Origin of the sequence: Streptomyces sp. NPDC053513, assembly GCF_044544765.1 — a bacterium.
In the GTDB taxonomy this organism is placed as follows: Bacteria; Actinomycetota; Actinomycetes; order Streptomycetales; family Streptomycetaceae; genus Streptomyces; species Streptomyces litmocidini.
On record NZ_JBITXP010000011.1, the window covers coordinates 139345 to 159295 of the forward strand.

Consider the following 19951-nt stretch of genomic DNA (forward strand, 5'->3'; position numbering starts at 1 on the left):
CCGGGTGACGAACCTCGACACGAGCGACACGACCGAAGAACCGGGACCCGACGGTTACGCGGCGGCCCGGCTGCTCCTCCTCCAGGAGAAGGAGCGGCCCGGGCCGCCGCGCCGCGCCGCCCTGGCCCGGCTCACCGACGACTGGCTGGCCGGCCTCTTCGCCGCCGCCGCGCCGCCCCGCGGGACCGCCCTCGTCGCCGTCGGCGGCTACGGACGCGCCGAACTCTCCCCGCGCAGCGACCTCGACCTCCTCCTGCTCCACGACGGCACCGCCGGCAAGGCCGCCGTCGCCGCCCTCGCCGACCGGATCTGGTACCCCGTCTGGGACCTCGGGCTCGCCCTCGACCACTCCGTCCGCACCCCCGCCGAGGCCCGCGCCACCGCGGGCGAGGACCTCAAGGCCCACCTCGGCCTCCTCGACGCCCGGACCGTCGCCGGAGACGCCGGACTCGTCGCCGCCCTGCGCACCACCGTCCTCGCCGACTGGCGCAACCAGGCCCCCAGGCGCCTCCCCGAACTCGACGGGCTCTGCCGCGAGCGCGCCGAACGCGCGGGCGAGCTGCAGTACCTCCTCGAACCCGACCTCAAGGAGGCCAGGGGCGGACTCCGCGACGCCCAGGTCCTGCGCGCCGTCGCCGCCTCCTGGCTCGCCGACGCCCCCCGCGAGGGCCTCGACACCGCCCGCCGCCGCCTCCTCGACGCCCGCGACGCCCTCCACCTCGCCACCGGCCGCGCCACCGACCGGCTCGCCCTCCAGGAACAGGACGCCGTCGCCGCCGGGCTCGGCCTCCTCGACGCCGACACCCTGCTCCGCGAGGTGTACGAGGCCGCCCGGACCATCTCGTACGCCGCCGACGTCACCTGGCGCGAGGTCCACCGCGTCCTCAAGGCCCGCTCCGCCCGCCCCCGCCTCCGCACCCTCCTGGGCCGGGGAGGCGGCGCAGGGAAACCCCCCGTCGAACGCACCCCGCTCGCCGAGGGCGTCGTCGAGATGGACGGCGAGGCCGTCCTCGCCCGCAGCGCCCGGCCGGAACGCGACCCCGTCCTGCCCCTGCGGGCCGCCGCCGCGGCCGCCCAGTCCGCCCTCCCCGTCTCCCCGCACGCCGTACGCCGCCTCGCGGCCGCCGCCGGACCCCTCCCGGTGCCCTGGCCCGCCGAGGCCCGCGAGGAACTCGTCACCCTCCTCGGCGCGGGCGAGGCCACCGTCCCGGTCTGGGAGGCCCTGGAGGCCGAAGGGATCATCACCCGGCTCCTGCCCGACTGGGAGCGCGTCCGCTGCCGGCCGCAGCGCAACCCCGTCCACACCTGGACCGTCGACCGGCACCTCGTCGAGACCGCCGTCCGCGCCTCCTCGCTCACCCGCCGCGTCGGCCGCCCCGACCTCCTCCTCGTCGCCGCCCTCCTCCACGACATCGGCAAGGGCTGGCCCGGCGACCACTCCGTCGTCGGCGAGACCATCGCCCGCGACCTCGCCGCCCGCATCGGCTTCGACCGCACCGACACCGCGATCATCGCCACCGTCGTCCGCCACCACCTGCTCCTCGTCGAGACCGCCACCCGGCGCGACCTCGACGACCCCGCCACCGTCCAGTCCGTCGCCACCGCCGTCGGCACCCTCGGCACCCTGGAGCTCCTGCACGCCCTCACCGAGGCCGACGCCCTCGCCACCGGCCCCGCCGCCTGGTCCTCCTGGCGCGCCTCGCTCGTGGCCGACCTGGTCAAACGGGTCGCCGGCGTCCTCGCGGGCGAACCCCTGCCCGACCCCGAGGCCGCCGCCCCCAGCGCCGAACAGGAACGCCTCGCGATCGAGGCCCTGCGCACCGGCGAACCGGTCCTGGCCCTGCGCACCGAGCCGGTCGTCACGGAGCCGGAGGGACCCGAGCCCGTCGGCGTCGAACTCCTCATCGCCCTGCCCGACCGGCCCGGCGTCCTCCCCGCCGCCGCCGGAGTCCTCGCCCTCCACCGGCTCACCGTCCGCGCCGCCGACCTCCGCGCCGTCGACCTGCCCGGCGACCTCGGCCCCGGCTCCGTCCTCGTCCTCGACTGGCGCGTCGCCGCCGAGTACGGCTCCCTGCCCGAGGCCGCCCGGCTCCGCGCCGACCTCGTCCGCGCCCTCGACGGCTCCCTCGACATCGCCGCCCGCCTCGCCGAACGCGAGGCCGCCTACCCCCGCCGCCGGGGCCTGGCCGCCCCGCCGCCCCGCGTCACCGTCGCCGCCGCCGACTCCCGCCTCGCCACCGTGATCGAGGTCCGCGCCCAGGACGCCCCGGGCCTCCTCCACCGCATCGGCCGGGCCCTGGAGGGCGCGGCGGTACGGGTGCGCAGCGCCCACGTCTCCACCCTGGGCGCCAACGCCGTCGACACCCTCTACGTGACCCGCCCGGACGGCAGCCTGCTCCCGGCCGAGGAGGCGAGCGACCTGGCCCGGGCCCTGGAGGAGGCGCTGCGCTGAGACCCCGGCCCGCACCGTCCCCGCGCGCCGGATTCGGCGGGCGGGGGCACACACTTCGAGCGGCCCGATACCCTGGAGGGCAATCCGACCGCCCCCGACACCGAGGATCCGCGACCGCCGTGTTCGATACCCTCTCCGACCGCCTTGCAGCGACCTTCAAGAACCTCCGCGGCAAGGGCCGTCTGTCCGAGGCGGACATCGACGCCACCGCGCGCGAGATCCGTATCGCGCTGCTCGAGGCGGACGTCGCCCTGCCGGTCGTCCGCTCCTTCATCAAGCAGGTCAAGGAGCGCTCGCTGGGCGCGGAGGTCTCCCAGGCCCTCAACCCCGCCCAGCAGGTCATCAAGATCGTCAACGACGAGCTGATCTCGATCCTGGGCGGCGAGACCCGCCGTCTCCGGTTCGCCAAGACCGCGCCGACCGTGATCATGCTCGCCGGTCTCCAGGGTGCCGGTAAGACCACCCTCGCCGGAAAGCTCGGTCTCTGGCTGAAGAGCCAGGGCCACTCCCCGCTGCTCGTCGCCTGTGACCTCCAGCGCCCCAACGCCGTCAACCAGCTCTCCGTGGTCGCCGACCGCGCCGACGTCGCCTTCTACGGCCCGCAGCCCGGCAACGGCGTCGGCGACCCGGTCCAGGTCGCGAAGGACTCGATCGAGTACGCGCGGACCAAGCTCTACGACGTCGTCATCGTCGACACCGCCGGCCGCCTCGGCATCGACCAGGAGCTGATGCAGCAGGCCGCGGACATCCGCGACGCCGTCAGCCCCGACGAGATCCTCTTCGTCGTCGACGCCATGATCGGTCAGGACGCGGTCAACACGGCCGAGGCCTTCCGCGACGGCGTCGGCTTCGACGGCGTCGTGCTCTCCAAGCTCGACGGCGACGCCCGCGGTGGCGCCGCGCTCTCCATCGCGCACGTCACCGGCAAGCAGATCATGTTCGCCTCCAACGGCGAGAAGCTGGACGACTTCGACGCGTTCCACCCGGACCGCATGGCGTCCCGCATCCTCGGCATGGGCGACATGCTCTCCCTCATCGAGAAGGCGCAGCAGACCTTCGACGAGGAAGAGGCCGCCAAGATGGCCTCGAAGCTCGCCTCGAAGAAGGGCGAGGGCTTCACGCTCGACGACTTCCTGGCCCAGATGGAGCAGGTCCGCAAGATGGGCTCCATCTCGAAGCTGCTCGGGATGCTGCCCGGCATGGGCCAGATGCGGGAGCAGATCGCCAACATCGACGAGCGCGAGGTCGACCGCATCGGCGCCATCATCAAGTCGATGACCCCGGCCGAGCGCCAGGACCCGACCATCATCAACGGCTCCCGCCGCGCCCGTATCGCCAAGGGTTCCGGTGTCGAGGTCAGCGCGGTCAAGGGCCTGGTCGAGCGGTTCTTCGAAGCCCGCAAGATGATGTCCCGCATGGCGCAGGGCGGCGGCATGCCGGGGATGCCGGGCATCCCGGGCATGGGCGGCGGCCCCGGCCGGCAGAAGAAGCAGGTCAAGCAGGCCAAGGGCAAGCGCAAGAGCGGCAACCCGATGAAGCGGAAGGCCGAGGAGCAGGCCGCGGCCGCGCGCCGCGAGCAGGCGCAGGCGGGCGGCGCGTTCGGCCTCCCGGCGGCGGGGCAGACCCCCAAGGACTTCGAGCTCCCGGAGGAGTTCAAGAAGTTCATGGGCTGATCGGTCCGTCGCGAGCGGACTGATCGGTCCGGCGTGAGCGGACTGATCGGCGGTCCGTCGTGAACGGGCTGATCGTCGGTCCGGCGTGAACGGGCTGATCGGTCCGGCGTGAGTCGTGAGGGGCCCGGGGCGGTGCGAAACCGCCCCGGGCCCCTTTTCATCCCTCCGGACTGCCCGCGATGCCCGTTTTCTCCCGCTCTTCGATACTGGGGCCACTGCCGCCCCGAGGAGAGCCACGTGGCCAACCCCGTACCCCCGCGCGACCGGACCGATCAGCCCTGGCGCTCGGAAGGGGCCCCGCCGCCCCCGTCGCCGAAGAAGAGGATGCCGGGAGGCTGGGGCGGCCTCGTCCTCACCGCGCTCGTCGTGTACCTGATCGCCAACATCGTGCTGTCGTTCTTCAACGAGGGCGACGGGCCGACGATCTCGTACACCGAGTTCGACAAGCAGGTCGCCGCCGGGAACGTCACCAAGATCTACTCCAAGGGCGACGCGATCCAGGGGCAGCTGAAGAACAAGCAGCCCGTCCCCGACGGCGAGGGCGACTACACCAAGTTCCAGACCCAGCGGCCGGCCTTCGCCGACGACGACCTGTGGGCGCAGCTGACCAAGCAGAACGTCGTCGTCACCGCCCGGCCCGTCGTCCAGGAACGCAGCTTCCTCGCCAACCTCCTGATCTCGCTGGCGCCGATGCTGCTGCTCGTCGTGCTGTGGGTGTTCATCGCCCGCCGGGTGAGCGCGGGCATGGGCGGCGCGGGCGGCATGCTCGGCCGCAAGCAGCCGCCGAAACCGGTCGAGCTGGAGGGCGGCAAGCGCACCACCTTCGAGGACGTCGCCGGCATCGACGAGGTCGAGGGCGAGCTCAACGACGTCGTCGACTTCCTGAAGAACCCGCAGGCCTACCGCGAGATGGGCGCCAAGATGCCCCGCGGCGTGCTCCTCGCGGGCCCTCCCGGCACCGGCAAGACCCTGCTGGCCCGGGCCGTCGCGGGCGAGGCCGGAGTGCCGTTCTTCTCGGCCTCCGCCTCCGAGTTCATCGAGATGATCGTGGGCGTCGGCGCCTCCCGCGTCCGCGAACTGTTCGCCGAGGCCCGCAAGGTCGCCCCCGCGATCATCTTCATCGACGAGATCGACACCATCGGCCGGGCCCGGGGCGGTGGAGCCGGCATGGGCGGGCACGACGAGCGCGAGCAGACCCTCAACCAGATCCTCACCGAGATGGACGGCTTCACCGGCTCCGAAGGAGTCATCGTCCTCGCCGCCACCAACCGCGCCGACGTCCTCGACCCCGCCCTCACCCGGCCGGGCCGCTTCGACCGGATCGTCCACGTCAACCCGCCCGACCGGGGCGGCCGCGAGGCCATCCTGCGGATCCACACGCGGGAGATCCCGCTCGCCCAGGACGTCGACCTGGAGCACGTCGCCCGGACCACCCCCGGCATGACCGGCGCCGAGCTCGCCAACCTCGCCAACGAGGCCGCCCTCCTCGCGGTCAAGCGCGACCAGAAGGCCGTCACCCAGTCCGACCTGTCCGACGCCCTGGAGAAGGTCCAGCTCGGAGCCGAACGACCCCTCGTGATGCCCCTGGAGGAGCGGCGCCGGACCGCGTACCACGAGAGCGGGCACGCCCTGCTCGGCATGCTCCAACCCGGCGCCGACCCGGTCCGCAAGGTCACCATCGTGCCGCGCGGCCGGGCCCTCGGCGTCACCCTGTCGACCCCCGACGCCGACAAGTACGCCTACACCGAGGACTACCTGCGCGGCCGGATCATCGGCGCCCTCGGCGGGATGGCGGCCGAACAGGTCGTCTTCGGCGTCATCACCACCGGCGCCGAGAGCGACCTCGAACAGGTCACCAACATCGCCCGGGGCATGGCGGGCCGCTGGGGCATGAGCGAACGCGTCGGCCGCCTCACCGCCATCCCGAGCGACGCCCAGCAGGCCTACGGGCTCTCCGCCGCCCCCACCACCCTCGACACCGTCGACGAGGAGATGCGCCGCATCGTCGACGAGTGCTACGAGAGCGCCGTACGCCGGCTCCGCGAACACCGCGACAAGCTGGACGCCTTGGCCGAGGCGCTCCTTGCCAACGAGACCCTGGAGGAGGACGCGGCCTACCGCGCGGCGGGGATCGCGCGCCGGAGGGCGGGGGAGGAGACGGGCTGAGGGGACTCCCGGCTCCGGCGTTCCGGATCCGACGTCCCGGATCCGGACCTGACGGACTACGGCACCCTGGCCACCACGTACCGGAAGACATTCGGCATCCACACCGTCCCGTCCGGGCGGACGTACGGGGCGAGTGCCTCCTCGATCTCCTTCTCCACCTGAGAGGGCTCCGTCGCCCGGACCGCCTCGTCGAAGACGCCCGTCGACAGCAGCCCGCGCACCGCGCTGGCCCCGTCCGCGTACCCGAAGGGGCAGGCCACCCGGCCCGAGCCGACCGGCCGCAGCCCCGCCCCGGCCACCAGCGCGTCCAGGTCGGTCCCCGGGGCGGGCCCGCGGTCCGCGAGCCTGGCCGCGACCCGCAGCACCGGTTCCGTGGCGCACCGCTCCGGCGGCCCCCAGCCGGCGAGGACGACGGCCGTGCCCGATTGGGCCGTACGGGTGAGTGCCCGGAGTTCGGGGAGGATCCCGTCCGTCGCGTGGAAGGCCGTGATCACGTCGTACGGCAGCTCCTCCGGGGGCTCCTCCGCGACCGTGACGCCCTCCGGCAGTCGCTCCCTCGCCAGCTCCACGCGCGCGTGGTCCCGGTCCACGCCGGCGACCCGCGCTCCCCGCGCCGCGGCCATCAGGAGGGCCAGGCCGGAGCCGCAGCCCAGGCCGAGCAGCCGGGAACCCGCGCCCACGCCCAGGCGGTCGTACACCGCCTCGTAGAGCGGGACCAGCATCCGTTCCTGGATCTCGGCCCAGTCGCGCGCGGGGTGGTGCGGGACGAGCGTAGGTGTCATGGAAAAGCGCCCCAATCCGTACGTGGACGACAGCCCCCCGTAGTCAGGGAACTGCGCATCCCGGGCCGCGTCCAGTGGTCGCGCCGGACCATTCGCCCGGGGGAGGGCGGTGCGCCGCCTTGCGCGTGGAGCCGGTAGTGTGCTCGCCACGGTTTCCCCGGCCGCCCGGCCCCCTCGAGGGGGCGCGCGCACCGCGAACACGCGCCGGGGCGTATGCGCCACTAAGCACCGGCTTGACGTTCCCTGCGTGACTCCTCCGCAGATCGGGGCACTGGCCCCGCGTCGGGACACATCAAGGGAAACTGACGGGTACGTGCAAAATATTTGGGATGCCCCGGAATGGAACCCGGGGGCACTTCGGCTCGTTGTACGCGACGTGAGCACGACACCACCTGTTCTCGCCGCAGAGCTGGCACAGGCGTGGGCCGACATTCAGCGGCACCACCCCGAGCTGCCCGATCTTGCCGCGCCCGAGTCCCTGATCGGAGAGTCCTCGTCCGCCTGCGGCGCCGAACTCTCCTTCGAAAGACTGCTCCACGAGGCAGTCCACGGCATCGCCGCCGCCCGAGGTGTCCGCGACACCTCCCGCGCCGGCCGCTACCACAACCGCAGATTCCTCGCGATCGCCGAGGAGATGGGCCTCGACCATCCCGAGGAGCCGCACGCCAGCAGCGGCTTCTCCCTGGTCACGCTCAACCCCGAGGCCCGGCGCCGCTACCGGCCCACCATCGAGCGGCTCCAGCGCGCCCTCAAGGCCCACACGGTCGCCACGGCCGCCGACACCAAGCGCTCCTTCCGCGGACCCGCCGCCCGGCACGGCTCCTCGGGCGGCGGCGTACGCGTCAAGGCCGTCTGCGACTGCGGGCGGAACGTGCGCGTGGTGCCGTCGGTGCTCGCCCAGGCCCCGATCGTCTGCGGCGGCTGCGGCAAGCCCTTCCGCATCCCCGAGACAGTGGGCGCCGCCAACTGAGTCGGCGGCGTGTGGCACAATGGCTAGCTGTACTCGACAGTCGCACAGGACCCCTCTCTCCTCCGGCTGACGCGTCCATCGGGCATCCGAGTACCGCAACCCCACGTGGCATCTCAAGTGCCCAACCACGTCAAGACCAGGAGACACCACTCCAGTGGCAGTCAAGATCAAGCTCAAGCGCCTCGGTAAGATCCGCCAGCCGCACTACCGCATCGTCGTCGCCGACTCGCGCACCCGTCGTGACGGTCGCGCGATCGAGGAGATCGGCCTCTACCACCCGACGTACAACCCGTCGCGTATCGAGGTCGACTCCGAGCGTGCGCAGTACTGGCTGTCCGTCGGCGCCCAGCCGACCGAGCCGGTTCTCGCCATCCTGAAGCTCACCGGTGACTGGCAGAAGCACAAGGGTCTGCCGGCCCCCGAGAAGGCTCTGCTCGTCCCCGCCACGAAGGAGGCAAAGCGCGCCTCGTTCGACGAGTTCGCGAAGACCCTCGAGGGCGGCGACGACAAGGGTGAGGCCATCACCCCGAAGGCCAAGAAGGCCGACAAGAAGGCGGACGAGGCCGAGGCCGCGTCCACCGAGTCGACCGAGGCCTGATCATGCTCGAGGAGGCTCTCGAGCACCTCGTGAAGGGCATCGTCGACAACCCCGACGAGGTGCAGGTCGCCTCGCGCAACCTGCGCCGGGGCCGCGTGCTGGAGGTCCGGGTCCACCCCGACGACCTCGGCAAGGTGATCGGCCGGAACGGCCGCACCGCGCGTGCGCTGCGCACCGTCGTGGGCGCCATCGGCGGACGGGGGATCCGCGTCGACCTCGTCGACGTGGACCAGGTCCGCTGAGCAGGTCGGCAGCATCACCTTAGTTGTGCCGGCACGGGCCGGGGAGGGCTGAAGAGCCCGCCCCGGCCCGTTGTCGTACGTACGAGCTGTGTGACAGGAGTGTGTGGAGCAGTGCAGTTGGTAGTCGCGCGGATCGGCCGCGCCCATGGCATCAAGGGCGAGGTCACCGTCGAGGTGCGGACGGACGAGCCCGAGCTCAGGCTCGGTCCCGGTGCCGTGCTGCTCACCGACCCGGCCTCCGCCGGGCCGCTGACCATCGAGACCGGCCGCGTCCACAGCGGCCGGCTGTTGCTGCGCTTCGAGGGCGTCCGCGACCGCAACGCCGCCGAGGCCCTGCGCAACGTCCTCCTCATCGCCGAGGTCGACCCCACGGAGATGCCCGAGGAGGAGGACGAGTACTACGACCACCAGCTGATCGACCTCGACGTCGTCCTCACCGACGGCACCGAGATCGGCCGGATCACCGAGATCTCCCACCTGCCGTCCCAGGACCTCTTCATCGTCGAGCGTCCCGACGGCACCGAGCTGATGATCCCCTTCGTCGAGGAGATCGTCACCGAGATCGACCTGGAGGAGCAGCGGGCCGTGATCGACCCGCCGCCCGGCCTGATCGACGACCGCGCCGAGATCGTCTCCTCCCGGGACGGCGGCGTCTCCTCCGAGGGCGAGGGCGAGGAGTCGGCATGAGGCTCGACGTCGTCACGATCTTCCCCGAGTACCTCGAACCGCTGAACGTCTCCCTCGTCGGCAAGGCACGCGCGCGTGGGCAGCTCGACGTCCACGTGCACCACCTGCGGGACTGGACGTACGACCGGCACAACACGGTCGACGACACCCCCTACGGCGGCGGCCCCGGCATGGTCATGAAGACCGAGCCCTGGGGCGACGCGCTCGACCAGACGCTCGCCGACGGCTACGAGGCCGGCGCCCACGGCCCGGTCCTCGTCGTCCCGACCCCCAGCGGCCGCCCCTTCACCCAGGAACTCGCCGTCGAACTCTCCGAGCGGCCCTGGCTGATCTTCACGCCGGCCCGCTACGAGGGCATCGACCGCCGGGTCATGGACGAGTACGCGACCCGGATGCCGGTCTACGAGGTCTCCATCGGCGACTACGTCCTCGCCGGCGGCGAGGCGGCCGTCCTCGTCGTCACCGAGGCCGTCGCGCGCCTGCTGCCCGGCGTCCTCGGGAACGCCGAGTCCCACCGGGACGACTCCTTCGCCCCCGGCGCCATGGCCAACCTCCTGGAAGGCCCCGTCTACACCAAGCCCCCCGAGTGGCGCGGCCGGACCATCCCCGACGTCCTCCTCAGCGGGCACCACGGCAAGATCGCCCGCTGGCGGCGCGACGAGGCCTTCCGCCGTACGGTCGCCAACCGGCCCGACCTCATCGAGCGCTGCGACCCGTCCGCCTTCGACAAGAAGGACCGCGAGGTCCTCTCCATGCTGGGGTGGGCGCCCGAGCCCGGCGGCCGATTTTGGCGCAAGGTCGAGGGCGTGGAAGAATAGGCCGCTGTCGTCCGTCCGGCGCGCGCCCCTGCCACAGGGGGAACGACGCCGCCGGAGACGTACGACGTCCCCATCATTCGAACGTACCGCTGATGACCTGTGGCATCAGCGAGGAAAGAGACCTCCATGGCCTCCCTGCTCGACCAGGTCAACGCGGGTTCGCTCCGCTCCGACCTCCCCGCCTTCCGCCCGGGCGACACCGTCAACGTGCACGTCCGCGTCATCGAGGGCAACCGCTCCCGCATCCAGCAGTTCAAGGGCGTCGTCATCCGCCGTCAGGGCTCGGGCGTCTCCGAGACCTTCACGGTCCGCAAGGTCTCGTTCTCCGTCGGCGTCGAGCGCACCTTCCCGGTGAACTCCCCGATCTTCGAGAAGATCGAGCTCGTGACCCGCGGTGACGTCCGTCGCGCCAAGCTCTACTACCTGCGCGAGCTGCGCGGCAAGGCCGCCAAGATCAAGGAGAAGCGCGACCGCTGAGCCCCGGCTCCCGGCACGCACCACGCTTCCGACTCCTCGCACGGACAGGCCGGATAGGCTTTGCCGGCGATGGACACCGAAGCACAGCACACGGAGCGCGACCCCTCTTCCGACACGGATTCCTCCGGTCCGGAAGAAGGGTCGCGCTCCGCGCGCGTTCCCGACGACTCCGGGCGCGAAGAGCCCGCGGGGCCCGTGGCGGCCGAAGAGCCCCCGGCATCCACGGCCACCGAAGAACCCCTGGAGCCCGCGGCCGTCGAAGAACCCCCGGAGTCCGCGGCCGTCGAAGACGAAGACCGGAGCCCCGGCCCCTCCTGGCGGCGCACCGCCCTCGTGGGCGGCGCCTGCGTGGCCTTCCTGCTGCTCCTGAGCCACTTCGTCATCCAGCCGTTCCTGATCCCCAGCGGCTCCATGGAGCCGACCCTCCAGGTCGGCGACCGGATCCTCGTGAACAAGCTGGCGTACCGTTTCGGCAACGCGCCCGCCCGCGGAGACGTCGTCGTCTTCGACGGCACCGGCTCCTTCGTGGAGGAGCAGCCCCGGGGCAACCCGGTCACCGGACTCCTGCACGACGGGGCGGCCGCGCTCGGCCTCGCCGAGCCCGACGAGACCGACTTCGTGAAGCGCGTCGTCGGCACCGGCGGCGACCGGGTCGTCTGCTGCGACAAGGACGGCCGGCTCACCGTCAACGGCGTCCCCGTCGAGGAGCGGTACGTGATGCTCGGCGACCGCCCCTCCAGCGTGCCCTTCGACATCGTCGTCCCGCCGGACAGGCTCTGGGTGATGGGCGACCACCGCAGCCAGTCCAGCGACTCCCGCGACCACCTCGGCAGCGCCGGCGGCGGCATGGTCCCCGTCGACAAGGTCGTCGGCCGCGCCGACTGGATCGCCTGGCCCTTCGACCGCTGGTCCACCGTGCCCGGCACCGGCGCCTTCGCCGCCGTACCGGCCCCGCCGGCCGGCGGACACGGAGCGGGAGCCCATGGGTAGCCGCGGCCGACCGCCCGGCGGACCCGCCGCAGGACAGGGCACGGCCCTGCCCGGCCGGGCCGAACGCCGCAGGCTCGCCCGCAAGGTCAGACGTCGCCGGCAGCGCTCCGCGATCCGGGAGATCCCCGTCCTGGTCACGGTGGCCGTGCTCATCGCGCTCGTCCTCAAGACCTTCCTGGTCCAGGCGTTCGTCATCCCCTCCGGCTCCATGGAACAGACGATCCGGATCGACGACCGGGTCCTCGTCGACAAGCTCACGCCCTGGTTCGGCGCGCACCCGCAGCGCGGCGACGTCGTCGTCTTCAAGGACCCCGGCAACTGGCTCCAGCAGGAGGCCGCCCCGGCCGCCGACGACCCGATCGGCGTCAAACAGGCCAAGCAGGCCCTGACCTTCATCGGCCTGCTGCCCTCGGCCGACGACCGGGACCTCATCAAACGGGTCGTCGCCGTCGGCGGCGACACCGTCCGCTGCTGCGGCGCGGACGGGCGGATCAGCGTCAACGGCGTACCGCTCGACGAGCCGTACCTCCACCCCGGCAACCCGCCGTCGAAGATCCCCTTCGAGGTCGAGGTCCCGCAGGGCCGCGTCTTCGTCATGGGCGACCACCGCTCCGACTCGGCCGACTCCCGCTTCCACCTCGACGAGAAGGACCACGGCACCGTCTCCGAGGAACAGGTCGTCGGACGCGCCGTGGTGATCGCCTGGCCCTTCGGACACTGGCGCACCCTGGAGCAGCGGGACACCTTCTCCGCCGTACCGGACGGCGGAGCGGCCACCAAGACCGCCTCAGGTCCGTCGCATAGTGTGTCCCCGCGCAATCTGAACGGATTGCCCGGACTCCCGACCCCTGCGGAACTTCTGCTCGTTATGGGAGTGGTGGGCCTGTCCCTGACCCGGGACCGGCGTTCGCACGGACTGAGGAGTGGATGTGGGGGATTTGGCCGTCGGCGCACGATCCGGACACGATGGGCCCGAGAAGAGGGCCGGCGGGGCCCTCGGCGAGGACACGACGGGTGACGACGTGACGGGTGACGAGCAGGCGCAGCCGCCGGGCGGCGGGACGCCGGGCGACGGCGACGACGAAGCACTCCGCGGGCCCGGCAGGCCCCCGAAGAAGCAGCGTTCCTTCTGGAAGGAACTGCCCCTCCTCGTCGGCATCGCCCTGGTGCTCGCCCTGCTGATCAAGACCTTCCTGGTGCAGGCGTTCTCGATCCCCTCGGAATCGATGATGAACACCCTCCAGAAGGGCGACCGGGTACTCGTCGACAAACTGACCCCCTGGTTCGGCTCCGAACCCGAGCGCGGCGAAGTCGTCGTCTTCCACGACCCGGGCGGCTGGCTCGAGGGCCAGGAAGCCCCCAAGCCGAACGTCGTGCAGAAGTTCCTCAGCTTCATCGGCCTCATGCCCTCCGCCGAGGAGAAGGACCTCATCAAGCGCGTCATCGCGGTCGGCGGCGACACCGTCTCCTGCAAGGAGGGCGGCAAGGTCGTCCTCAACGGCGTGGCGCTGGACGAGAGCGCGTACCTCGCCCCCGGCGCGGTGCCCTGCCAGGACTCCTTCGGCCCGATCAAGGTCCCCAAGGACCGGATCTGGGTCATGGGCGACAACCGGCAGAACTCCCTGGACTCCCGCTTCCACCAGCAGCTCCCCGGCGGCGGCACCGTCTCGAACGACGAGGTCGTGGGCCGCGCCGTCGTGGTCGCCTGGCCGGTCACCCGCTGGGCCACGCTCCCCGTGCCCGACGTCTTCGACCAGCCCGCGCTCAACAAGGCCATGGCCGCCGCCCCCGCCGGAGCGGCCGGTCTCGCCGGAGCACTCCCGCTGGTGCTGTGGCGCCGGAAGAAGCGGGCCGCACGGCATACCGCCGAGTAGCGACCCACGGGTAGGGTGCCGTCCCGGACCGCCGACAGACCCGCGGTCCGCCGACAGACCTACGGGGTGCGCACATGAGCGGAGCCATACGGACCAAGGGCGGCCACGGCCGCCTCGGCAGCGTGCTGTCGGGGCTGGCCGTGGCCGTCGGCTGTGTGCTGTTCCTCGGCGGATTCGTCTGGGGAGCCGTGCTCTACCAGCCGTACACCGTCCCCACCGACTCCATGACCCCGACCCTGGACGTCGGATCCAAGATCCTCGCCCAGCGGATCGACGGCGACGAGGTGCGGCGCGGTGACGTCGTCGTCTTCGACGACCCCCTCTGGGGCTCCTCGCCCATGGTCAAGCGGGTCGCCGCCGTCGGCGGCGACACCGTCGCCTGCTGCGACCGGGACGGACGGCTCACCGTGAACGGCAAGCCCGTCGACGAGCCGTACCTGCGCCCCGGACCCGGCGGCCGCACCGTCGCCTCGGGCCAGGACTTCTCCGTGACCGTCCCCCCGGGCAACCTCTTCCTGCTCGGCGACGACCGGCACACCTCGCTCGACTCCCGCACGCACATGGAGGAGGCAGGCCAGGGCTCCGTGCCCCGCTCCACGGTCGTCGGCAGGGTCGACGCCGTCGTCTGGCCCGCCAAGGGGCTCCTGGAGCCGCCCACGGGCTTCGCCGGCCTCCCCGGCGGCATCTCGCGGCCGGGCCCCTTCAAGGCGCTCCTCACTGCCGTCGTGGCCGGCACCGCCCTGATCCTCGTGGGGGCGGCGTACGGGCCGGTGGCACGCCGCCTGACCCGCGGCCGGTCCGACGGGACGCGGCCGGGCGCGCGCGAGAGGGTGGGGGCATGACGGACACGGAGATTCCGGGACCGGGGGCGGGACCCGGGCCGGCATCGGAGCCGGGGCCGGGATCGGCGTCGGGGGAGGGGCCCACACCGGCATCGGCGTCGGGGGAGGGGCCCGCGGCGGGCCCGGAACCCGTGCCGGAAGCGGGCTCCGGACGGCGACGGGTCGCCCGCGTCGTCCTGCTCGACCCGGACGACCGCATCCTCCTCCTGCACGGCCACGAGCCCGACGACCCGGCCGACGCCTGGTGGTTCACCCCCGGCGGCGGCGTGGAGGGCGACGAGACCCGGGAGGAGGCGGCGCTCCGCGAGCTCGCGGAGGAGACCGGCATCACCGAGGTCGACCTCGGCCCCGTGCTCTGGAAGCGGTACTGCTCCTTCCCCTTCGACGGGCGCCGCTGGGACCAGGACGAGTGGTACTACCTGGCCCGCGTCCGCGGAACGGAGGCCGCACCCCGGCCGCGGGCCCTCACGGAACTGGAGACCCGGAGCCTCGCGGGGCTGAGATGGTGGACCTCCGCCGAACTGTCGGCGGCCCGTGAGACGGTGTACCCGACCAGGCTCGCCGAGCTGCTGCGCACGCTGCTCGACGAGGGACCTCCCAGTGCGCCGGTGGTTCTCGCCCCGGAAATCGTTTAGGGGCGCGTACGACTGGCGCACAATAGGGGGACGCACGGCTGAAGGGGAACATGCCATGAGCGCCGAGGACCTCGAGAAGTACGAGACCGAGATGGAGCTGAAGCTCTACCGGGAGTACCGCGACGTCGTCGGGCTGTTCAAATACGTGATCGAGACCGAGCGACGCTTCTACCTCACCAACGACTACGAGATGCAGGTGCACTCGGTGCAGGGCGAAGTGTTCTTCGAGGTCAGCATGGCCGACGCCTGGGTCTGGGACATGTACAGGCCCGCCAGGTTCGTCAAGCAGGTCCGCGTCCTGACCTTCAAGGACGTGAACATCGAGGAGCTCAACAAGAGCGACCTCGAACTCCCCGGCAGCTGACCCACACCCGGACCCACGCCCCGCCGGCGAAACCACCCCCAGGGGTGAACAGGTTCTCCACAGCCCCCGGCCCGTCCACAACGCCGCACGCGGCCCGCCGCCCCCCGTCACAGTCGGTGACGGAGGTGGTACCGCATGAACAAGACCCAAGCCCTCGGACGGTACGGGGAAGAGCTGGCGACCCGCCGGCTCACCGCGACCGGCATGCACATCCTCGCCCGCAACTGGCGCTGCGGCCGGACCGGCGAGATCGACATCGTCGCCCGCGACGGCGACACCCTCGTCATCTGCGAGGTCAAGACCCGACGCGACGGCCCCTACGAACACCCGATGGCCGCCGTCACACCCCGCAAGGCCGAGCGACTCCGCCGCCTCGCCGCCTGCTGGCTCGACCGCAACGACACCCCGGCCCCCGCCGGCGGCGTCCGCATCGACCTCATCGGCATCGTCCTGCCGCACAAGGGCGCCCCCGTCCTCACCCACGCCCAGGGGGTGGCCTGATGGGATTCGCCCGCACCTGCTCCGTCGCCCTCGTCGGCGTCGAAGGCGTCGTCGTCGAGGTCCAGGCAGACCTCGAACCCGGCGTCGCCGCCTTCACCCTCGTCGGCCTCCCCGACAAGAGCCTCAGCGAGAGCCGCGACCGGGTCCGCGCCGCCGTCGTCAACTCCGGCGCCGAATGGCCCCAGAAAAAACTGACCGTCGGCCTCAGCCCCGCCTCCGTCCCCAAAGGCGGCAGCGGATTCGACCTCGCCGTCGCCGCCGCCGTCCTCGGCGCCGCCGAACGGATCGACCCCCGCACCATCGCCGACCTCGTCCTCATCGGCGAACTCGGCCTCGACGGACGCGTCCGCCCCGTCCGCGGCGTCCTGCCCGCCGTCCTCGCCGCCGCCGAAGCCGGATACCGCCAGGTCGTCGTCCCCGAACAGACCGCCGGCGAGGCCTCGCTCGTCCCCGGCGTCTCCGTCCTCGGCGTCCGCACCCTCCGCCAACTGATCGCCGTCCTCACCGACGAACCCGTCCCCGACGAGGAAGCCGGCGAGGAAGGCCGACCCGACGCCATGCTCGCCGGACTCCTCGTCCCCGGCGCCGGCATCGGCACCGGACTCGCCGCCGAACCCACCGAAGGACCCGACCTCGCCGACGTCGCCGGCCAGCACCGGGCCCGCCTCGCCCTGGAAGTCGCCGCGGCCGGCGGCCACCACCTGCTCCTCTCCGGCCCACCGGGCGCGGGAAAGACCATGCTGGCCGAGCGCCTCCCCGGCATCCTCCCGCCCCTCACCCGACAGGAATCCCTGGAAGTCACCGCCGTCCACTCCGTCGCCGGCATCCTCCCGCCCGGCGAACCCCTCGTCCGCCGAGCCCCCTACTGCGCACCCCACCACTCCGCCACCATGCAGTCCCTCGTCGGCGGCGGCAACGGCCTCCCCAGGCCCGGCGCCGTGTCCCTCGCCCACCGCGGCGTGCTCTTCCTGGACGAAGCCCCGGAGTTCTCCGGCAAAGTCCTCGACGCACTCCGCCAACCCCTCGAATCCGGACACGTCGTCATCGCCCGCGCCGCCGGCGTCGTCCGCCTCCCCGCCCGCTTCCTCCTCGCCCTCGCCGCCAACCCCTGCCCCTGCGGCCGCCACACCCTGTACGGCGCCGGATGCGAATGCCCCGCCTCCCTCGTCCGCCGCTACCAGGCACGGCTCTCCGGCCCCCTGCTCGACCGAGTCGACCTCCGCGTCGAAGTCGAACCCGTCACCCGCGCCGACCTCCTCGGACAGGGCGGCCGGGGCGAGACCACCGCAGCCGTCGCCGCCCGCGTCCACGAAGCCCGGACCAGGGCCGCCGCCCGCCTCGCCGACACCCCCTGGAAGGTGAACAGCGAGATCCCCGGACACGAACTCCGCACCCGCCACCTCGCCGCACCCGGAGCCCTCGCCACCGCCGAGCGCGACGTCGAACGCGGACTCCTCACCGCCCGCGGCCTCGACCGGGTCCTCCGCGTCGCCTGGACCGTCGCCGACCTCGCAGGACACGACCGACCCGACAGCCAGGACATCGCCCTCGCCCTCGAACTGCGCACCGGCGTCACCCGCGGCGTACCCGTCGGAGCAGGAGGGCCCGCATGACCACCGCCCCCCTCCCCACCGCCCCCACCGAAGAGCACCTGGCCCGCGCCACCCTCAGCCGCGCCGTCGAACCCGGCGACGAACACGCCGGCCGATGGCTCCGCCGGTACGGCGCCACCGGCTTCCTCGACCGCCTCCTCCACACCGGGGACGACACCACCCCCTTCCCCGGCACCGGCTCACAACGCATCGCCTCCTGGCGACAACGCGCCACCACCGCCCGCCCCGACCACGACCTCGACACCATCCACGCCCTCGGCGGCCGCTTCCTCGTCCCCGGCGACCCCGAATGGCCCCGTCAACTCGACGACCTCGGAGACGCCCGCCCCCTCGGCCTCTGGGTCCGCGGCCCGGCCGACCTGCGCACCTGGGCCCTGCGCTCCGTCGCCCTCGTCGGCGCCCGCACCTGCACCCCGTACGGCGCCCACACCGCCGCCGACCTCGCCGCCGGCCTCAGCCGACAGGGCTGGGTCGTCGTCTCCGGAGCCGCCTACGGCATCGACGGCGCCGCCCACCGGGGCGCCCTCGCCGCCGACGGCGCCACCGTCGCCGTCCTCGCCTGCGGCGTCGACACCCCGTACCCCCGCGGCCACGACCGACTCATCCGCCGCATCGCGGAACAAGGCCTCGTCATCGGCGAACTGCCACCCGACAGCCACCCCACCCCCAGCCGCTTCATCCTCCGCAACCGCGTCATCGCCGCCCTCACCCGGGGAACGGTCGTCGTCGAAGCCCAGCACCGCAGCGGCTCCCTCGTCACCGCCCGCGCCGCCGGACGCCTCGGCCGCCACACCATGGGCGTCCCCGGCCCCGTCACCAGCGCACTCTCCGCCGGCGTCCACGAACTCCTGCGCGGCGACGCCACCCTCGTCACCGACGCCGACGAGATCGTCGAACTCATCGGAGACATCGGCCAGCTCGCCCCCGCACGCCGAGGCCCCGTCCTCCCCCGCGACCTCCTCGCCCCCGCCACCGCGCACGTCCTCGAAGCGATCCCCGCCCGCGGCCCCACCCCCACCACCGCCATCGCCCGCCGTGCCGGAACCACCCCCGACGACACCCTCGCCAAGCTGTACGAACTCCACTCGCTCGGCTTCGTCGAACGGCACGGAGAGGGATGGCGGTTGACGAACACCGCCACAGAAGCGTCGAACGCGCGGCGAGGCGGTCCTTGACCTGGAGCATTCGGGTGAAAAGGTGATGGAGATGAACAACCGAGTTCTCCCGGCCGCATCCGGAGGGCCGACACGCGCCACGGCCCCGGTTCGAAGATGTGGCCGACGGCGTCCACCCGGAGCGGCGCGATCCGCCGATGTTCGCGCACCGCGACAGTCCACTCACGCTACGCTCACCAGGATTCCCTCCAGGACACCCGCACCGACACACCCGACAGCAGAACGGCTCAAGGCAACGCATGCCCCAGCACACCTCCGGGTCTGACCGCGCTGCGGTGCCCCCAGCAGCCCGGGGCACCGTGCGACCGCCCGCACCGACCTCACTCGACGAGCTGTGGCGCTCGTACAAGGACACCGGCGACGAGCGGCTGCGGGAGCAGCTGATCCTGCACTACTCGCCGCTCGTCAAATACGTCGCCGGACGGGTCAGCGTGGGGCTGCCGTCCAACGTGGAGCAGGCCGACTTCGTCTCCTCCGGAGTCTTCGGCCTCATCGACGCCATCGAGAAGTTCGACGTCGAGCGCGCGATCAAGTTCGAGACGTACGCCATCACCCGCATCCGCGGCGCCATGATCGACGAACTCCGCGCCCTGGACTGGATCCCGCGCTCCGTCCGCCAGAAGGCCCGCAACGTCGAGCGCGCCTACGCCACCCTCGAAGCCCAGCTCCGGCGCACCCCCTCCGAGAGCGAGGTCGCCGCGGAGATGGACATCACGCTGGAGGAACTGCACGCCGTCTTCAGCCAGTTGTCCCTGGCGAACGTCGTCGCCCTGGAAGAACTGCTGCACGTCGGAGGCGAGGGCGGCGACCGCCTCTCCCTCATGGACACCCTCGAGGACACCGCCGCCGACAACCCCGTCGAGGTCGCCGAGGACCGAGAGCTGCGCCGGCTGCTCGCCCGCGCCATCAACACGCTCCCCGAACGGGAGAAGACCGTCGTCACCCTCTACTACTACGAGGGCCTGACCCTCGCCGAGATCGGCCACGTCCTCGGCGTCACCGAGAGCCGCGTCAGCCAGATCCACACCAAGTCCGTCCTGCAGCTCCGCGCCAAGCTGGCCGACGTCGGCCGCTGACCTTGCGGGCCGGTCG

General features: G+C 72.5%; 20 protein-coding genes. 19 read left to right on the forward strand and 1 reads right to left on the reverse strand.

Annotated features, from left to right (window positions below; all coding sequences use genetic code 11):
- Window positions 1-4 precede the first annotated feature (4 nt).
- The 3 genes from ACIGW4_RS21005 to ftsH all read left to right on the forward strand — a co-directional run bounded on the left by ACIGW4_RS21005 (window position 5) and on the right by ftsH (window position 6291).
- Entirely contained in the window at window positions 5-2452 is a 2448-nt protein-coding gene (locus ACIGW4_RS21005) for a [protein-PII] uridylyltransferase (RefSeq protein ID WP_399582214.1), read from the forward strand.
- Window positions 2453-2571: 119 nt separating this feature from the next.
- Window positions 2572-4125 carry a signal recognition particle protein gene (gene ffh, locus ACIGW4_RS21010; protein ID WP_399582217.1) on the forward strand — a complete coding sequence of 518 codons (1554 nt, stop codon included), beginning with the start codon at window positions 2572-2574 and terminating at the stop codon, window positions 4123-4125.
- Between the two features lie 237 nt (window positions 4126-4362).
- The gene (gene ftsH, locus ACIGW4_RS21015) at window positions 4363-6291 is read left to right on the forward strand and encodes an ATP-dependent zinc metalloprotease FtsH (protein ID WP_123455606.1); all 1929 of its coding nucleotides are present in this window, start codon (window positions 4363-4365) and stop codon (window positions 6289-6291) included.
- A 56-nt stretch (window positions 6292-6347) separates the two neighbouring features.
- Here ftsH and ACIGW4_RS21020 read toward each other — a convergent pair whose 3' ends face one another.
- Window positions 6348-7073, reverse strand: a complete 726-nt coding sequence (locus tag ACIGW4_RS21020; protein ID WP_359589266.1) for a methyltransferase domain-containing protein — start codon at window positions 7071-7073, stop codon at window positions 6348-6350.
- Between the two features lie 376 nt (window positions 7074-7449).
- Between ACIGW4_RS21020 and ACIGW4_RS21025 the strand changes: the two genes are divergently transcribed.
- The 16 genes from ACIGW4_RS21025 to whiG all read left to right on the forward strand — a co-directional run bounded on the left by ACIGW4_RS21025 (window position 7450) and on the right by whiG (window position 19935).
- Window positions 7450-8043, forward strand: coding sequence for a hypothetical protein (locus ACIGW4_RS21025; protein ID WP_030690647.1), 594 nt, complete (start codon window positions 7450-7452; stop codon window positions 8041-8043).
- A gap of 154 nt (window positions 8044-8197) precedes the next feature.
- A complete protein-coding gene (rpsP, locus tag ACIGW4_RS21030; RefSeq protein WP_015036470.1) occupies window positions 8198-8641 on the forward strand; it encodes a 30S ribosomal protein S16 in 444 nt (147 codons plus the stop codon).
- Between the two features lie 2 nt (window positions 8642-8643).
- A complete protein-coding gene (locus tag ACIGW4_RS21035) occupies window positions 8644-8883 on the forward strand; it encodes an RNA-binding protein (protein ID WP_020868149.1) in 240 nt (79 codons plus the stop codon).
- Between the two features lie 111 nt (window positions 8884-8994).
- Window positions 8995-9570, forward strand: coding sequence for a ribosome maturation factor RimM (gene rimM, locus ACIGW4_RS21040; RefSeq protein ID WP_399582224.1), 576 nt, complete (start codon window positions 8995-8997; stop codon window positions 9568-9570).
- Window positions 9567-10388 (forward strand): tRNA (guanosine(37)-N1)-methyltransferase TrmD, encoded by an 822-nt coding sequence (trmD, locus tag ACIGW4_RS21045; RefSeq protein ID WP_123455609.1) that lies wholly within the window; start codon window positions 9567-9569, stop codon window positions 10386-10388. The genes rimM and trmD overlap by 4 nt, the downstream gene beginning before the upstream one ends.
- Window positions 10389-10514: 126 nt before the next feature.
- Entirely contained in the window at window positions 10515-10865 is a 351-nt protein-coding gene (gene rplS / locus ACIGW4_RS21050) for a 50S ribosomal protein L19 (RefSeq protein ID WP_015036473.1), read from the forward strand.
- A gap of 69 nt (window positions 10866-10934) precedes the next feature.
- Window positions 10935-11855 (forward strand): signal peptidase I, encoded by a 921-nt coding sequence (gene lepB, locus ACIGW4_RS21055; protein ID WP_399582228.1) that lies wholly within the window; start codon window positions 10935-10937, stop codon window positions 11853-11855.
- The gene (lepB, locus tag ACIGW4_RS21060; protein WP_399582231.1) at window positions 11848-12873 is read left to right on the forward strand and encodes a signal peptidase I; all 1026 of its coding nucleotides are present in this window, start codon (window positions 11848-11850) and stop codon (window positions 12871-12873) included. The genes lepB (ACIGW4_RS21055) and lepB (ACIGW4_RS21060) overlap by 8 nt, the downstream gene beginning before the upstream one ends.
- Window positions 12794-13729, forward strand: a complete 936-nt coding sequence (gene lepB, locus ACIGW4_RS21065) for a signal peptidase I (protein ID WP_123455612.1) — start codon at window positions 12794-12796, stop codon at window positions 13727-13729. The genes lepB (ACIGW4_RS21060) and lepB (ACIGW4_RS21065) overlap by 80 nt, the downstream gene beginning before the upstream one ends.
- A 74-nt stretch (window positions 13730-13803) precedes the next feature.
- Complete coding sequence (gene lepB / locus ACIGW4_RS21070; protein WP_123455613.1) at window positions 13804-14571, forward strand: signal peptidase I; 768 nt, start codon at window positions 13804-13806, stop codon at window positions 14569-14571.
- A 131-nt stretch (window positions 14572-14702) separates the two neighbouring features.
- Complete coding sequence (locus tag ACIGW4_RS21075) at window positions 14703-15206, forward strand: NUDIX hydrolase (RefSeq protein WP_123455614.1); 504 nt, start codon at window positions 14703-14705, stop codon at window positions 15204-15206.
- Between the two features lie 55 nt (window positions 15207-15261).
- Window positions 15262-15570, forward strand: coding sequence for a DUF2469 domain-containing protein (locus ACIGW4_RS21080; protein WP_005311352.1), 309 nt, complete (start codon window positions 15262-15264; stop codon window positions 15568-15570).
- A 135-nt stretch (window positions 15571-15705) separates the two neighbouring features.
- Window positions 15706-16071, forward strand: coding sequence for a YraN family protein (locus tag ACIGW4_RS21085; protein ID WP_123455615.1), 366 nt, complete (start codon window positions 15706-15708; stop codon window positions 16069-16071).
- Complete coding sequence (locus ACIGW4_RS21090) at window positions 16071-17684, forward strand: YifB family Mg chelatase-like AAA ATPase (RefSeq protein WP_359589261.1); 1614 nt, start codon at window positions 16071-16073, stop codon at window positions 17682-17684. Before ACIGW4_RS21085 ends, ACIGW4_RS21090 begins: the two co-directional genes overlap by 1 nt.
- A complete protein-coding gene (gene dprA, locus ACIGW4_RS21095) occupies window positions 17681-18859 on the forward strand; it encodes a DNA-processing protein DprA (RefSeq protein WP_398707702.1) in 1179 nt (392 codons plus the stop codon). Before ACIGW4_RS21090 ends, dprA begins: the two co-directional genes overlap by 4 nt.
- A 239-nt stretch (window positions 18860-19098) precedes the next feature.
- Window positions 19099-19935, forward strand: a complete 837-nt coding sequence (gene whiG / locus ACIGW4_RS21100) for an RNA polymerase sigma factor WhiG (RefSeq protein WP_030690634.1) — start codon at window positions 19099-19101, stop codon at window positions 19933-19935.
- Window positions 19936-19951 lie beyond the last annotated feature (16 nt).